At 75.6% G+C, this 14,255-nt stretch carries 12 protein-coding genes; 5 read left to right on the top strand and 7 right to left on the bottom strand.

The features are described 5' to 3' along the window. Nucleotides 1-145: 145 nt before the first annotated feature. The 3 genes from J5Y05_RS26240 to J5Y05_RS26230 are packed head-to-tail and all read right to left on the bottom strand — an operon-like array spanning nt 146 to nt 3,816. Entirely contained in the window at nt 146-775 is a 630-nt protein-coding gene (locus J5Y05_RS26240) for a TetR/AcrR family transcriptional regulator (RefSeq protein ID WP_210875564.1), read from the bottom strand. A 46-nt stretch (nt 776-821) separates the two neighbouring features. Beyond that, nucleotides 822-2,900, bottom strand: a complete 2,079-nt coding sequence (locus tag J5Y05_RS26235) for a YhgE/Pip domain-containing protein (protein ID WP_210875563.1) — start codon at nt 2,898-2,900, stop codon at nt 822-824. Next, nucleotides 2,872-3,816, bottom strand: a complete 945-nt coding sequence (locus J5Y05_RS26230) for an ABC transporter ATP-binding protein (RefSeq protein WP_307854096.1) — start codon at nt 3,814-3,816, stop codon at nt 2,872-2,874. The genes J5Y05_RS26235 and J5Y05_RS26230 overlap by 29 nt, the downstream gene beginning before the upstream one ends. 174 nt (nt 3,817-3,990) lie before the next feature. On the opposite strand from J5Y05_RS26230, the gene J5Y05_RS26225 reads away from it, so the two are divergent. The 3 genes from J5Y05_RS26225 to J5Y05_RS26215 all read left to right on the top strand — a co-directional run bounded on the left by J5Y05_RS26225 (nt 3,991) and on the right by J5Y05_RS26215 (nt 6,242). Continuing rightward, nucleotides 3,991-4,551, top strand: a complete 561-nt coding sequence (locus tag J5Y05_RS26225) for an SAV_6107 family HEPN domain-containing protein (protein WP_210875562.1) — start codon at nt 3,991-3,993, stop codon at nt 4,549-4,551. Between the two features lie 244 nt (nt 4,552-4,795). After that, nucleotides 4,796-5,566 (top strand): methyltransferase, encoded by a 771-nt coding sequence (locus tag J5Y05_RS26220; protein ID WP_210875561.1) that lies wholly within the window; start codon nt 4,796-4,798, stop codon nt 5,564-5,566. Between the two features lie 277 nt (nt 5,567-5,843). Beyond that, nucleotides 5,844-6,242: an SCO2097 family morphological protein gene (locus J5Y05_RS26215; protein WP_210875560.1), complete on the top strand. Its 399-nt coding sequence runs from the start codon at nt 5,844-5,846 to the stop codon at nt 6,240-6,242. A gap of 227 nt (nt 6,243-6,469) precedes the next feature. Here the strand turns inward: J5Y05_RS26215 and J5Y05_RS26210 are convergent, their stop codons facing one another. From J5Y05_RS26210 to J5Y05_RS26195, 4 genes are all read right to left on the bottom strand, one after another. Continuing rightward, on the bottom strand, nt 6,470-8,854 hold the full coding sequence (locus J5Y05_RS26210; protein WP_210875559.1) for a transglutaminase TgpA family protein: 2,385 nt from the start codon (nt 8,852-8,854) through the stop codon (nt 6,470-6,472). After that, on the bottom strand, nt 8,851-10,197 hold the full coding sequence (locus J5Y05_RS26205; protein ID WP_210875558.1) for a DUF58 domain-containing protein: 1,347 nt from the start codon (nt 10,195-10,197) through the stop codon (nt 8,851-8,853). Before J5Y05_RS26205 ends, J5Y05_RS26210 begins: the two co-directional genes overlap by 4 nt. Continuing rightward, nucleotides 10,197-11,258: an AAA family ATPase gene (locus J5Y05_RS26200; RefSeq protein ID WP_247615371.1), complete on the bottom strand. Its 1,062-nt coding sequence runs from the start codon at nt 11,256-11,258 to the stop codon at nt 10,197-10,199. The genes J5Y05_RS26205 and J5Y05_RS26200 overlap by 1 nt, the downstream gene beginning before the upstream one ends. Before the next feature lie 257 nt (nt 11,259-11,515). Then, entirely contained in the window at nt 11,516-12,064 is a 549-nt protein-coding gene (locus J5Y05_RS26195; RefSeq protein WP_210875557.1) for a beta-class carbonic anhydrase, read from the bottom strand. Nucleotides 12,065-12,491: 427 nt separating this feature from the next. On the opposite strand from J5Y05_RS26195, the gene rsmH reads away from it, so the two are divergent. Together rsmH and ftsL are read left to right on the top strand one after the other, a co-directional pair. After that, nucleotides 12,492-13,448: a 16S rRNA (cytosine(1402)-N(4))-methyltransferase RsmH gene (gene rsmH, locus J5Y05_RS26190; protein ID WP_210875556.1), complete on the top strand. Its 957-nt coding sequence runs from the start codon at nt 12,492-12,494 to the stop codon at nt 13,446-13,448. Nucleotides 13,449-13,497: 49 nt separating this feature from the next. After that, a complete protein-coding gene (gene ftsL / locus J5Y05_RS26185) occupies nt 13,498-14,118 on the top strand; it encodes a cell division protein FtsL (protein WP_210875555.1) in 621 nt (206 codons plus the stop codon). The last annotated feature ends 137 nt before the right edge of the window (nt 14,119-14,255 follow it).

The following is a 14,255-nucleotide window of genomic DNA, read 5'->3' as shown; positions in this document are numbered from 1 at the left end:
GCGACATGCGTGACGTATGTGAGGCATGTGACGTACACGGAAAGGGAGGCGCCGGTGCGGTGGCGGCCCGCGGGGGACGCGGCCACCACCGCCCGGCGCCTCTCCCGTGCCCCAGGAGGGCACGGACCAGGAGGGCACGGACCGCTCAGCGGCAGCCGCTCACCCGGCCCTGGAGCAGCCGGGAGAGCGCGGCGTGCACATCGTCCAGGGAGCGTTCCGGCTGGAACGACTTCCAGTCCAGCGCCGCCACCAGCACCATGCCGACCAGCGCGGCGGCGGTGAGCGGGACGTCGATCTCCTCGCTGAACTCCCCGGTCGCCACGCCCTCGCGCAGCACCCCCTCCACCACCGCGACCGCCTCCTGCCGGACCACCAGCAGCGTGGACTGCCAGGCCCGGTTGGTGCGCCACAGCTCGGCCACGTAGAGCTGGGTGAAGGCCGGGTAGCGGTCGATGAAGACCAGCCCCGCCCGGACCATCGCGTCCAGGGCGTCCACCCGGCCGCGGCCCTCGCGCTCGCTGCGCTCCGCCGCCTGCCGCAGCGAGGCGGTGAGCAACCCGACCCCGTGCCGCAGCAACTCCTCGAACAGGACGGACTTGCTGGCGAAGTTGTAGTAGACCGTGCCCTTCGCCACCCCCGCCCGCTCGGCGATCTCGTCCACGGTCGTGGCGGAGAACCCCTGCTCGGCGATGAGGGTCACGGCCGCCTCGTAGAGCTTCTGCCGGGTCGCCTCACGTCGGCTGCCGCCCTGGGGGGCGCCGTTGGTGCTGTCCATGGTCATGATTGTCACAGGCCCTTCCTCCCGATGGTCACCGCAGGGCTCACAGGCTCAGCTCCGGGTGCAGCCGGGACGGCGTCCACACCTGGCGGCGGCGGGCCGAGAGCGCGGTCAGCGCCAGGGCGGCCACCGTGTAGAGCGCGAGCACCCCGCACGCGAGCCACACCGGTGCCGGCGCGCCGCCGGTGATGAGCCGGCGCAGCGCCTCGACGACGTGGGTCATCGGCAGGAAGGGGTGGACCGCGTTGAAGAAGCCCGGACTGGTCTGCACGGGGTAGGTGCCGCCCGCGGAGGTGAGCTGGAGCATCAGCAGCGCGAGCACGAGGATGCGGCCCGCCGCGCCGAAGCGCGCGTTCAGCCACTGCACGATCGCCGCGAAGCACGCCGTCACCAGGAACAGGAAGCCGACCGTGCCGGCCGCCCGGACCATCTCCAGGCCCAGCCCCCAGTGCAGCACCGCGATCAGGGCCGCCGTCTGGAGCACGCCCAGCGCCGCCACCGGCAGCCACCCCGCCAGCGCGATTCGCCAGGCGGAGGCGCCCGCGGCCAGCGCCCGCCGGTTCATCGGCGGGATCAGCATGTACGCCACCATCGCGCCCACCCACAGCGACAGCGGGATGAAGTACGGGGCGAAACCGGTGCCGTAGTTCGGCGCCTCGTGCAGGTTCTCGGAGACCAGCCGGACCGGGTCGGCCATCACGTCCGTGCGCAGGTCACGGTCCCGCTCGTCGTAGTCGGGGATGCGCTCGGCACCCTCGTGTAGCCCGCCGGCCAGCTTCTCGGAGCCGTCGGCCAGCTTGAACAGCCCGCCGTTCAGGTCGACGGCGCCGGTCCGCAGGGCGCCGACCCCCTCGTCCAGCTCCTTCGCGCCGGTCCGGGCGGCGCCGATCCCCTCGTGCAGTGCCTTGGCGCCGGAGGCGACCTCGCCGGCCCCCGTGTTCAGCGCGTTCACCCGGGTGACGGCGTCCTTGAGGTCCTCGGAGAGGTGCGGCGCCTTCTCGGCGAGGTCCCGGGCCGCCTCCTGGAGACCGGCCAGGTGGGTGTCGAGCTTCTTCAGCTCGGCCCGGTCGGCGGCGACCAGGCCGGACACCTCCTCGGCGACGTCCGCCGCGCCCGAGGCCGCGTCGCGCGCCTTCTCCAGATCGGCGCAGGCGGGGTCGGCCTCCGCGGCCTCCTCGCAGCGGGTGCGGTGGACCTCGGTCAGGGAGTCGGAGCGCGCGCGGGCGTCCTTCGCCGCGGCCGGGGCCCGCTCCACCAGGGCGTCCAGGTCCTCCCGGAGCGCGCCCGAGGAGTCGGCGACGAAGCGGGCGGTGTCGCCGACGGCCTTCTCGTCCAGCAGCGGGCTCACCTTGCCGGCCAGCCCCTCGACCGCGTCGGCCAGCTTCCGGGTGCCGTCCGCGACCTCCTTGGAGCCCTTCGCCAGATCGCCGGAGCCCGTGTCGAGCTTCTTCAGCGCCTTGCCGAGCCGGCCGCTGCCGTCCTCGGCGTCCTTCAGCCCCGAGGCGAGGTCCCCCGAGCCCTTCTCGGCCTTGCCGATGCCGCCCTGGAGGGTGTCCGCCCCCTCGGCCGCCTTCACCGTCTCGCCGTGGATGTCGGAGAAGGAGATGAAGATCCGGTCCAGGAACGCCCGCGACGCCTTGCCGGAGGCCGCCTGGCGCACCTCGGCGAAGACCGAGCGGGAGATCTGGCCGACGATGTAGTTGTTCGCGTCGTTGGTCCGCACCCGCAGCGCGCCGGCCTCGGGCGCGTCGCCCGCGCCGGAGGCGACCTTGGCGCTCAGGTCGGCGGGCAGGGTGAGCGACAGGTAGTACGTGCCGTCCTCCACGCCCTCGCGGGCCTCGGCGGCGCTCACCGGGTGCCACGCGAAGGTCTCGCTCTCGCGCAGCCCCTCGGCGATGTCGTCGCCCGCGGTGATCCGGTCGCCGCCGGCGCCCGCGCCCCGGTCCTCGTTGACCAGCGCCACGGGGATGCGGTCCAGACGGCCGTACGGGTCCCAGAAGGACCACAGGTACAGGGCGCCGTAGAGCAGCGGCAGCAACAGCAGCGCCACCAGCGCGGCCCGCGGCAGCCGCCCGCGCCCGAAGCGCCTCAGCTCAATCGCGGCCAGCTTCGGCGAGCGCATCGACGGTCTCCTTGTCGTGGTGGGGGTGGTCGGGGTGGTCGGGGTGGTGGGGCTCGTCGTGCGGGGCCGGGGCGTGCTCCGCTTCCGGCTCGGGACGCCGCCCTTCCGGCTCCTGGGGGGCGTCCGGCCCGTCCAGCCGTTCCGGCGCTTCCGCGCCCGGTTCCTTCCGGTCCTTCCGGTCCTTCCGGTCCTTCCGGTCCTCTCGGTCCTCCCGGTCCGGGCGGGTGGACACGGTCACCGCGTCCTCGGGCGCCTCCGCGCACACCGCCACGACCGTCGTGCCGGACGCGGCCAGCGACCGCAGCAGGGACCAGACCTCCTCCCGCTCGGCGGCCGACAGCTTCAGGTCCGTGTCGTCCACGCCGAGCAGCCGCGGCCGGCCGATCAGGGCCAGGGCGACGGAGAGCCGCAGCGCCTCGGTGCGCTCCAGGTCCCGTACGGCCGTACGCGGCCCCTTCGGCAGCGCCGCGAGGTCCAGCCCGGCCGCCTCCAGCGCCGCGCCGGTCCGCCGCCGCGCCTCGGTGGCCCGTCCCGGGCGCGGACGCAGCAACGCCCGTACGGAGTCGCCGAACCGGCGCTGCAACAGCTCCCGTTCGCGCAGGTGCTCGGCGACGGTCAGCGCGGGGTCGAGGTCGGTGACCCCCGGGACGTGGGCGAGAGCGCTGACCCGGCGCACGGCGGCCATCTGCCGGGGCAGCGTCCGGCCGCCCACGGTCGCCGTGCCCTCGGTCGGCCGCATCCGCCCCGTGAGCGCCAGCAGCAGGCAGGTGCGCCCGGAGCCCGACGGCCCCGCCAGCGCGATCAGCGCACCGGGCGCCGCGTCGAGTCCGACGTCCCGGAACACCCAGCCGCGCGGCCCCCGCAGTCCGAGCCCGCGCACCGCCACCGCGAGCCCGGACGCATCCTCGTCCACCACGAGCGCACCCCCTCCGCCCCACCCGGGAGCTATTTGTACTGACTGGTCAGTGCAAAAACTAACGCGAACCTTCGACCGAGGCAAAAGCGCAGGTCAGAAAGGATTGTCAGTGCCATACCGCACGATGTGCGCATACGGCCACCGCGCCGTCACGGAGACGACAGGAGGTTCGTCATGGCCCGTCCGTCCGCAGCCGCCGCCCGGCGGCACCGCGCGCCCGGCCCTGCCCCCTCACTGAACGGCCCGGCGAGCGACGTGCATCCGGTGCTCCGCCGGTCCGCCGCCCCGCCGGCCGCCCTCGATCTGCTCGCCCAGTCCCGTTCCGGGCTGGCCGAGGCCGCCGTCCTCGACACCGCCAACGAGCGCTATGCCACGGCCCACCTCGCCGCCCTGCGCGCCGCCGCCGCGGTGCTCGCCGCCCGGGGCCGCCCGGAGACCTCCCCACGGGCCCGCGCCCGCATCCGCAGCGCCTGGGAGGTCGTCCCCGAGATCGCCCCCGAACTGACCGAGTGGTGCGCCCTGTTCGCCGCCGGGGCCGCCCGCCGCGCCCGCGCCGAGGCCGGCATCCGCGGCGCGGCCGACGCGCGGGCCGCCGACGACCTGATACGCGACGCGGGGATGTTCCTGCGGCTGGTCGAGCGCCTGCTCACCCTCCAGCCCCTCCTGCCCACCCCCCGCCCGCCCGGCCCACCCGGCGAGAGCCGCCCCGCCACCGGCCCGTCCGACGCCGCCTGACCCGCCCCGGGCCCCCGGGCCCTGGTCCGGGGGCCCGGGGCGGGAGGGAGAGGGCCCGGGTCGGGTTCCGATGGGTTCCTCCGCTCGCGCCGGGGGCCGGGTGCCGCGGTGGTTCGTCCCCGTGGCGCAGGCAATAGGGTGGGAGGCGCCTGAAGCCTGTCCCCGTCCGCGTCCCGGTCCGGGGGAGGCAGCCCGTTCGCTCCGCCCGTGCCAGGGGCGGGGCCGCGCCGAGGAGTCAACTGCCGTGCCGGACCCGATGCGCCCCCGTGCCGCCCTCCGTACCGCCGTGGTCTGGGAGGTCCTCCAGGACGCCCTCGACCGTCGGGTCAAGGCCACGGGCCGGCAGGCGCTGGACGTCCTGGACGCCGGCGGCGGCAGCGGCAACTTCGCCGTGCCCCTCGCCCGCCTCGGCCACCACGTCACCGTCGTCGACCCCAGCCCCAACGCCCTGTTCGCGCTGGAGCGCCGCGCCGCCGAGGCCGGCGTCGCCGAGCGCGTGCGCGGCGTCCAGGGCGACGCCCGGGGCCTCTTCGAGGTCGTCGAGCGCGGCGGCCACGACGCCGTCCTGTGCCACGGCGTCCTGGAGTACCTGGACGACCCGGCCGAGGGCCTCGGCAACGTGGTCGCCGCCCTCCGCCCCGAGGGCGTCCTCAGCCTGCTCGCCGCCGGACTCGGCGGAGCCGTCCTCGCCCGCGCCCTCGCCGGACACTTCGCTGAGGCCCACCGGGCCCTCGACGATCCGAACGGCCGCTGGGGCAGCGGCGACCCGGTGCCCCGGCGCTTCACCGCCGAACAGCTCACCGGCCTCGTCGAGTCCGCCGGCCTCCGCGTCGGCGCCGTGCACGGGGTGCGGGTCTTCACCGACCTCGTCCCCGGCGTCCTCGTCGACACCGAGCCCGGAGCCCACGACGCCCTGCTCAAGCTGGAGGCCGCCGCGGCGGAACTCCCCGCCTTCCACGCCGTGGCCACCCAGCTTCACGTGCTCGGTGAGGCGGGCGGGACCGACGGGGCCTGAGCCGCCCACCGGGACAGGCCGCTGATCAGCGTCGCGGCCGTCGATGGAGTACGCCACAGCCCACCCGAACGGGGGCCGGGCGCCGTATGATCGAGGGAGACCTTCCGGCATGACCGGTCGGCCGTCGGGGAATGGGAACTTCGACGAGTCGACGTGGTCATGGCGGATACTGGTTGGCCACATGGCGTAGAGGGGCGGGTTTCACGGGGGCGATTCCCTGCCTATCCTGAAGGGACCCCCCGGGTCGCCCCGGCGACTGCACGATGAGGAGGACTCCGTGCCGCTCTCGGAGCACGAGCAGCGCATGCTCGAGCAGATGGAGCGAGCGCTGTACGCCGAAGATCCCAAGTTCGCGTCGGCGCTCGAGGGAAGCGGGCTGCGTACGTACACCCGGCGTCGGGTCTACCAGGCGGTCGCGGGCTTCCTCGTAGGAATTGCGCTCCTCATGGCCGGTATGGTCGCCAAGCAGGTCTGGCTCAGCGTGGTGGGATTCCTCGTCATGCTGGGCTGCGCCGTCCTCGCGGTGACCGGCTGGCGCAAGGCCCCCAAGCCGGGCGAGCAGCCGCCCCCGGGTACCGGGCCACAGCCACGCGGTCAGGGGCGCCGGCGGCGTTCCGTGATGGACCGGATAGAGGAGCGCTGGCAGCGGCGCAGGGACGAGCAGCAGGGCCACTGAGCCCCGGCACCCGCCCAGCGCCCCGCACAGACGGTTCGAGGGGGTGACCACCCACCGGGTGGTCACCCCCTCACCCGTGTGCGCCCGCCGCCGAAGCGCCCGGCCGACCCCCGCTGTCCGGCCCCCGCATCCCCGCCCCGCATGCCCGCTTCCGCACACCCGCCGCCCGTACGCGCCTCACGGCCGGGCCCCCGGCTCCCCGGGGCCCGGCCGCGTCCGCCGCCCGGTCAGCCGCGCAGGCCCGGGACCTTGCGCAGGGGCCGCAGCGCCGGGCGGACGCGGTCCCGCAGGGCCGCCCACCGGGCCGAGACGGCCCACACCACCCGGACGGCCGAACGCGGGGCGATTCGTGCCCGCAGCCGCGTGCCCCGGCCCACCGAGGCCCGCAGCCCCGCCGCCGCCCGGTCGGCGTCCCGCGCCAGGCCCTCCACCGGACGCGGCCGGGGAGCGTACAGCGCCTCCTCCACCGCGCGGGCCACCCGGTGCACCGCCGCCGCGGCCTCCTCGTCCAGGCGCCCCAGCCGGACGATCCGCCCCGCGGCCCCGCGCGGCGTCAGCGACCCGTCGGGCGGGATGCCGAGATCCCACGCGGTGTCGCCCAGCTCCTGCCAGACCGCCAGGGCGTGCGGCGCCGCGTCCGCCGCACCGCGCCCGTGCGCCCCCAGCCGCACCGACCGCGTCCGCAGCCGCCACAGCATCGGCGCCGGCGGCAGCAGCAGCACCGCGAGCCCGGCCAGCGTCCAGCCCAGCACCGCGTACCCGCCGGGGCCGCCGTCGCCTGCCACCGGCACGGCCACCGCGGACTCGCTCGCGCACGCCTCGGCCTTCTTGTCCTCGGCCGAGCACCCGTCGCTCGCCGAGGGCGCCGCCGACGGCTCCGCCCGCGCGTCCCGGGACGGCTCCGCCGGGTCCGGCACCGCGCTCCCCGGCGCCTCCGGCAGCGTGTACGAGGGCGCCGAGCCCCGGGTCGGCGTCGGCTCGAACCGGGTCCAGCCCACGCCCTCGAAGTACAGCTCGGGCCAGGCGTGCGCGTCCCGCAGCCCCACCGACACCGAACCGTCCCCCTGCGGGGTGCCCGGCGCGAAGCCGACCGCCACCCGGGCCGGTATGCCGAGGGTGCGGGCCATCGCCGCCATGGAGAAGGAGAAGTGCACGCAGAAGCCGCGCCGGGTCCGCAGGAACCGGGCTATGGCCTGCGAACCGCTGCCGACCTCCACCTGTGTGTCGTAGACGAAGCCGCCCTCGGTGGCGAAGAACTCCTGGAGCGCGACGGCCCGCTCGTACGCGTTCGACGCGCCCGCCGTCACCTCGCGGGCGGTCTCGGCGACCACCCCCGGCAGCGAGCCGGGCAGCTCCGTGAACTCCCGCAGCAGCCCCTCCGGCGGCCGGGGCGCCGCGGCGAGCCGCTCCGCCGTCGGGCGCACGTCCAGGCTGCGCACCTCGTACGTCATCCCGCGGGTGTTCTGGCCGTGGTCGCCGACCAGGGTCATGCCGACCGGTTCGTAGCGCCAGTGGCCGGCCACCCGTACCGCGCTGGGCGGATACGGCATCGGCAGCCAGTCCTGCGCGTACCAGTCCGCCGCCGACACCGTGGTCACCGTCTGCCGGCGCTCCACGTCGGGGCCGAGCCCCACGGGCGTGGGGAAGGCGCCGTCCGGCACGGAGGTGATGTGCCGCTTGGACGGCTTCCAGGTGGTGCCGTCGAAATCGTCCAGGGAGACGATCCGCAGGTACAGGTCGGAGACGTCCGCCGCGTCGGTGGTGAGGGAGAGCACCTCGCGGTCCTCGTCCACGTTGAGGCTGTCCCGGAGGGAGACCAGCGGGTTCACCGCCGAGATGGTGCCGCCGCCCCCGCCGCCGTTGCCGGCCGTGCGGGCGCTGTCCAGCAGACCGCCCTCCAGCGCGGGCAGCGCCAGGGGCACCACCAGGGCGATGCCCAGCGCGAACGCGCCGATCCGCCGCCCGGTGCGCATCGGCGCCGAGGGGCCCGCGGGCTCCCCGGCGGTGCGCTGCGGCCCGCCGAAGACCCGCCCCCACCGCGTCAGCCGGTCGCGGCCCTCGGCGAGCAGCAGCGTCAGATACCCCGCCGCGGCCAGGAGGAACCACAGCCAGTCGGCGCCGCCCTCGGAGAGCCCGGCGGCCACCGAGTACAGCGCGAGCAGCGGCAGCCCGGCCGGGGCGGCGCTGCGGAAGGTCACCGCCAGGGTGTCCACCAGCAGGCCGATCACCAGCACGCCGCCGACCAGCATGAGCCGGATGCCGTCCGACTCCAGCGGCGCCGGGATCGCGTACCGGGCGATGTCGTCGGCGCCCTGGCGCAGCAGCGCGCCGACCCGCCCGACGGCCTCCGGACCGGGGATCAGCCCGGCGAGGGCCTCCTGGCGGGCGAAGGCCACGGTCAGCAGCAGCACGCCGGTCACGGCCTGCGCGGCGACGGTCAGCGGCCGGGCCAGCGGCACCCGCCGGGCCACCGCGCCCACCCCGGACTGGACCGCCAGCAGGAAGCCGGCCTGCACGATCCAGGTGGCCGGGTCGACCAGCGGCAGCAGCGCGCACGCCGTCATCAGCGTGGCCGCCCAGGCGCACAGCGCCACTCGTGCCTGCCCGCTCATCGTCCGTCCTCCCCGGCGGCCGGCGTGAGGCCGCCGCGCTCGCGGTCGGCCCGGCGCCACAGCTCCGCCAGCGGGGTGCCGCGGGGGACGCCGACCACGGTCCACCCCGCCTCGCGCAGCAGCCGCGGCGGCTCCCCGTCCCCGTCCGGCGCGGTGGCCGGCGCCGGTTCCCCGCGCCACTCGGCACGGTCCAGGACGAAGGCGATCGCGCCGCCGCCGCGGTGGCGCAGCGTGGCGGCGACGGCGGCCTGCTCCTCGTCGAGGTCCCCGAAGAACGCCACCAGCAGCCCCCCGCTCCCACCGCGCAGCGCGTCGTGGGCCCGGGACAGGCCGGTGTGGTCGGAGTGCCCGACCACCGCGAGGGTGTCCATCAGCAGCCCGGCCGTGTCGGCGCCGCCGCCGGTGGTGAAGCCGTCGGCGCCCTCGCCCGGCACCGAGGCGCCGGTGTCGGTCAGCAGCCGCACCGAGAAGCCCCGTTCCAGCATGTGCACCAGGACGGAGGCGGCGCCCGCGACGGCCCACTCGAAGGCCGAGTCGGGCCCGGCGCCCTCGAAGGCCGTGCGGCGGGTGTCCAGGAGGACCGTGCAGCGGGCCCGCCGCGGCTGCTCCTCGCGGCGCACCATCAGCTCCCCGTGGCGCGCGGTGGACCGCCAGTGCACCCGGCGCAGGTCGTCGCCGTGCCGGTAGCCGCGCGGTATCACGTCGTCGTCACCGGCCAGGGCGAGCGCGCGCCGCAGCCCGTCGCCGCGGCCCTGGGACTCGCCGCTCAGCGGGACCGGCGGCAGCGCCTCCACGCGCGGGACGACGGTCAGGGTGTCCTCGGCGGAGAAGGACCGGGTCAGCTCGCACATCCCGAAGGGATCGGTCAGCCGCAACTGGAGCGGGCCCAGCGGATAGCGTCCGCGCAGGTCGGAGCGGACCCGGTAGGAGACCTCCCGGCGCCCGCCCGGCTCGACCCGGTCCAGTACGAAGCGGGGGCGCGGGCCGAGCACGTAGGGCACCCGGTCCTGGAGCATCAGCAGGCCGGTGGGCAGCCGCGAGACGTTCTCGACACGCAGGTGCACCCGGGCCTCGCCGGCGGCGGGCACCCGGGCGGGGGCGAGGCGGCGCCCGCCGGCGACCCGGTGGCGGGTGCGGTGCAGCACCGCGGCGCAGGCCAGTGGCAGCACCCCCAGCAGCAGGCCGACCCGGAGCAGGTCGCCCTGGCCGAGGACGTAGGCGCAGACGGCGGCGGCGACCCCGGCGGCCAGGAAGGAACGCCCCCGGGTGGTCAGTCCGGCCAGGGTGGCGCGGACCCCGCCGCCCCCGTCCCCGTCCGGCCGGCGCGTCCCCCCGTCCTCCATCACGGCCTCCGCGGCGGCTGCCGGCCGTAGGCGGGGGCCGCCCCGAGGCCGTTGTGGTGCGCGGTGGCGGGCAGCGGGGTGCGGCGCAGGATCTCCTGGACCACCTGTTCGGCGGTGGCGCCGTTGAGCTGGGCCTGGGCGGTGGGCAGCAGGCGGTGCGCGAGGACGGCGGAGGCGAGCGCCTGCACGTCGTCCGGGAGCGCGTAGTCCCGCCCGCCGAGCGCGGCGGCGGCCTTCGCGGCGCGCAGCAGGTGCAGCGTGGCGCGCGGGGAGGCGCCGAGTCTGAGGTCGGGATGGGTGCGGGTGGCGGCGACCAGGTCGACGGCGTACCGCCGGATCGGCTCGGCGACGTACACCTCGCGGACCGCCTCGACCAGCTTGACGATGTCGTGCGCGTGGGCCACCGGCTGGAGGTCGTCCAGCGGGTTCACCCCGCCGTGCACGTCCAGCATCCGCAGCTCGGCGTCCGGGTGCGGGTAGCCGATGGAGACCCGGGCCATGAAGCGGTCGCGCTGGGCCTCGGGCAGCGGGTAGGTGCCCTCCATCTCCACCGGGTTCTGGGTGGCCACGACCATGAAGGGGCTGGGCAGCTCGTAGCTCTGGCCGTCGATGGTGACCTGGCGCTCCTCCATCGACTCCAGGAGCGCGGACTGCGTCTTCGGGGAGGCGCGGTTGATCTCGTCGCCGATCACCACCTGGGCGAAGATCGCGCCCGGTTTGAACTCGAAGTCCCGCCGCTGCTGGTCCCAGATGGAGACGCCGGTGATGTCCGAGGGCAGCAGGTCCGGCGTGAACTGGATACGGCGCACGGAGCAGTCGACGGACCGGGCCAGCGCCTTGGCCAGCATGGTCTTGCCGACCCCGGGGACGTCCTCGATGAGCAGGTGCCCCTCGGCGAGCAGCACGGTCAGGGCGAGCCGTACGACCTCGGGCTTCCCCTCGATCACGCTCTCCACCGACGCGCGCACCCGCTCGACGACGGCGGTCAGATCGTCCCCCACCCGCCCATACGCCCGGTCGGGGGCTTCCCCATGGCTCGCACGATCGTCATAGGTGGTCAACCGGCCCTCCTCGGCCCTTCCCCACGCTCCCGAGGAGCGGGGCTACCCCAGCTTTCCCGGCCGGTCCCCGTGTCACGGGACGGCCCACCCCGTAGCGGCACCTCGCGGAATCCACGGTCCCGCGCGGGGCCACTCCCCGCATTCTTGCCGCCGTTACCGATTCGTGTCACTCGCCTGTGGACAACTCGCCGCGTTATGTCGGGTCTTGCGGCATCGGTGACGGCACACGGGGACGGGTGTCGCAGCGGCCGGGCCGGTCAGGCGGGGTCGACCTCGCGCAGCAGGCCCGTCCGCACATCGAAGACGAAACCACGGACGTCCCCGGTGTGCAGCAGGAACGGCGAAGTGCGCACCCGCTTCATCGACTGGCGTACGTCCTGGTCGACGTCGCGGAAGGACTCCACCGCCCACGCGGGGCGCTGGCCGACCTCCATCTCCAGCTCGTGCCGGAACTCCTCGGTGAGCGACTCCAGGCCGCAGCCGGTGTGGTGGATGAGGGCGATGCTGCGGGTGCCCAGGGCACGCTGGCTGATGGTGAGGGAGCGGATGACGTCGTCGGTGACGACGCCGCCCGCGTTGCGGATGGTGTGGCAGTCACCGAGGTGAAGGCCGAGTGCGGCGTGCAGGTCGAGCCGTGCGTCCATACAGGCGACGACGGCCACGCGCTGAACGGGACGGGCGTCCATCCCGGGATCGGTGAACGCGGCGGCGTATTCCGCGTTCGCCTCGACGAGCCGGTCGGTGACGGTGCCTTCACGCCCTATGGCGGATTCGGAGCCTGTGGGAACCGATGCAGAAGTCGTCATAACCATGACGTTACTGGCCGACCAGGCCCGTAGCCCGCTGTGAAGCGGGACAAAGAACGTCATCGAGCCTTGTTGTGAGCCAACCCACAGGGCGGTGTGAATGTGCCCGTACGGGTGAAAAGGCGCGGTGCACCGGTTTGCGGACGACGGTGTCCGCGACGCGCAGGCCGGTTGATTGACCGGGCGACCCGGTCGACTAAAGTGACGCGAAGCGGGAGGCGAGGCTCTCCCCGCTGGACTGAACACCCCGGAGAGCTGGGCGAGATCCCGCCAGCTCTCCCCACGTGCGCGGCGCGTACGTACGGCTCGGCCTCCTCCCGCTCCCGGCCGGCTGACGCTTTCGGCGCCGGCAGGTCTCCCCTTCCGAGCGAGCGGGAGGGGACCCGGCGGTACGTGACGCCGTGCCGGACCCGAGAGGCCGCCCCACTTGAGCCAGAGTCGACACGTCCCGGTGATGCTCCAGCGGTGCCTGGACCTGCTGGCACCCGCGCTCCAGGAACCGGGGGCGGTGGTCGTGGACTGCACGCTCGGGCTCGGCGGACACAGCCAGGCCCTGCTCGACCGCTTCCCCGGGGCGCGGCTGGTCGCCCTCGACCGGGACCCACAGGCCCTGCGCCTGTCCGGCGAGCGGCTGGCCGGCTACGGGGAGCGCGCCACCCTGGTCCACGCCGTCTACGACGAACTGCCCGAGGTCCTGGACCGGCTCGGCCTGCCCCGCGTGCAGGGCGTGCTCTTCGACCTCGGCGTGTCGTCCATGCAGCTCGACGAGGCCGGCCGCGGCTTCGCCTACGCGCAGGACGCCCCGCTGGACATGCGGATGGACCAGACGGCAGGCATGAGCGCCGCCGAGGTCCTCAACACCTACCCGCCCGGCGACCTGGTGCGCATCCTGCGCGCCTACGGCGAGGAGAAGCAGGCCCGGCGCATCGTCTCGGCGATCGTGCGCGAACGGGAGAAGGAGCCCTTCACCACCAGCGCCCGGCTGGTCGAGCTGATCCGCGACGCGCTGCCGCAGGCCGCCAAGCGCACCGGCGGCAACCCGGCCAAGCGCACCTTCCAGGCGCTGCGCATCGAGGTCAACGGCGAGCTGTCGGTCCTGGAGCGGGCCGTTCCGGCCGCGGTGCGCGCCCTCGCGGTCGGCGGCCGGATCGCGGTGCTGTCGTACCAGTCGCTGGAGGACCGGCTGGTCAAGCAGGTCCTCTCGGCCGGCGCCGCCGTCACCGCGCCGCCCGGACTGCCCGTCGTGCCGGAGCGGTACGCGCCGCGGCTCAAGCTGCTCACCCGCGGTGCCGAACTTCCCACCGAGGAGGAGATCGCCGAGAACCGGCGGGCGGCGCCGGCCCGGCTGCGCGGGGCCGAGCGCATCAGGGAGGACGTCGAGTGAGGCCGGCCAGGCGAGTGCGGACGCGCCGTCCCGGCGGCGGGGAGGGTATGTGAGCGGGAAACCCGAACTGAAGGGGCGGGCCGCCCGGCTCGCCCGGCTCCTCCCGCCCGGCGGCGGACGCGGCCAGGCGGCCAGGGCGCCCTTCGTCCTCCTGGTCGTCGTGCTGCTCGGCGGCGGGCTGATCGGCCTGCTGATGCTGAACTCGGCGCTGAGCGAGGGCTCCTTCCAGCTCGACGACCTGAAACGGGAGACGAAGAGCCTCACCGACGAGGAGCAGGCCCTCCAGCGGGACATCGACGCCTACGCGGCCCCCCAGGCCCTGCACCGGCGCGCGGGCGAGCTGGGCATGGTCCCCGGCGGCGATCCCGCCTTCCTCGGCCCCGACGGCAAGGTCAAGGGCTCGCCGAGCCCCGCGGCCACCCCGCCGGCCCCGGCCACCTCCCAGCCCGTCGCCCCCGAGGCGCCGACCCCGTCGCCGGGCGCCACCGACGCCTCCACCGGCCCCTCCGCCATCGGCCCGTCCACCGGCCCCTCGGCCACCGGCGAGCCGCCCGCCACCGACCCGGCCGCCACCCCCGGCACGGCGCCACCCGGCACCGAGCCGCCCGGACCCACCCCCGCCCCCACCGCGGCGGGCAGCCCCCTCCCGACCCCGACCCCCGGCAGGTGACGGAAGTGTCCGACAGGCAACCGCCGCGCCGACGCGTGCCCGGACCCGCCCGGCCCGTCCGCCCCGGCGGACGGCGGCAGCCCGGACCCGGCGCCCGGTCCCCCCGCGGCCCCGCCGGCCGCCCCCGGCCCCCCGAC

This window comes from Streptomyces tagetis (assembly GCF_018069565.1).
GTDB classification, from domain to species: Bacteria; Actinomycetota; Actinomycetes; order Streptomycetales; family Streptomycetaceae; genus Streptomyces; species Streptomyces tagetis.
The sequence above is the reverse complement of the archived record's forward strand: the minus strand, read 5'-3'. Positions and strand labels throughout refer to the sequence as shown.

Bases quoted from the DNA above. Each gene is read 5' to 3' on its own strand.
- J5Y05_RS26240 (WP_210875564.1), bottom strand. From the start codon at position 775: ATGGACAGCACCAACGGCGCCCCCCAGGGCGGCAGCCGACGTGAGGCG.
- J5Y05_RS26235 (WP_210875563.1), bottom strand. From the start codon at position 2,900: ATGCGCTCGCCGAAGCTGGCCGCGATTGAGCTGAGGCGCTTCGGGCGC.
- J5Y05_RS26225 (WP_210875562.1), top strand. From the start codon at position 3,991: ATGGCCCGTCCGTCCGCAGCCGCCGCCCGGCGGCACCGCGCGCCCGGC.
- J5Y05_RS26210 (WP_210875559.1), bottom strand. From the start codon at position 8,854: ATGAGCGGGCAGGCACGAGTGGCGCTGTGCGCCTGGGCGGCCACGCTG.
- J5Y05_RS26205 (WP_210875558.1), bottom strand. From the start codon at position 10,197: ATGGAGGACGGGGGGACGCGCCGGCCGGACGGGGACGGGGGCGGCGGG.
- J5Y05_RS26195 (WP_210875557.1), bottom strand. From the start codon at position 12,064: ATGACGACTTCTGCATCGGTTCCCACAGGCTCCGAATCCGCCATAGGG.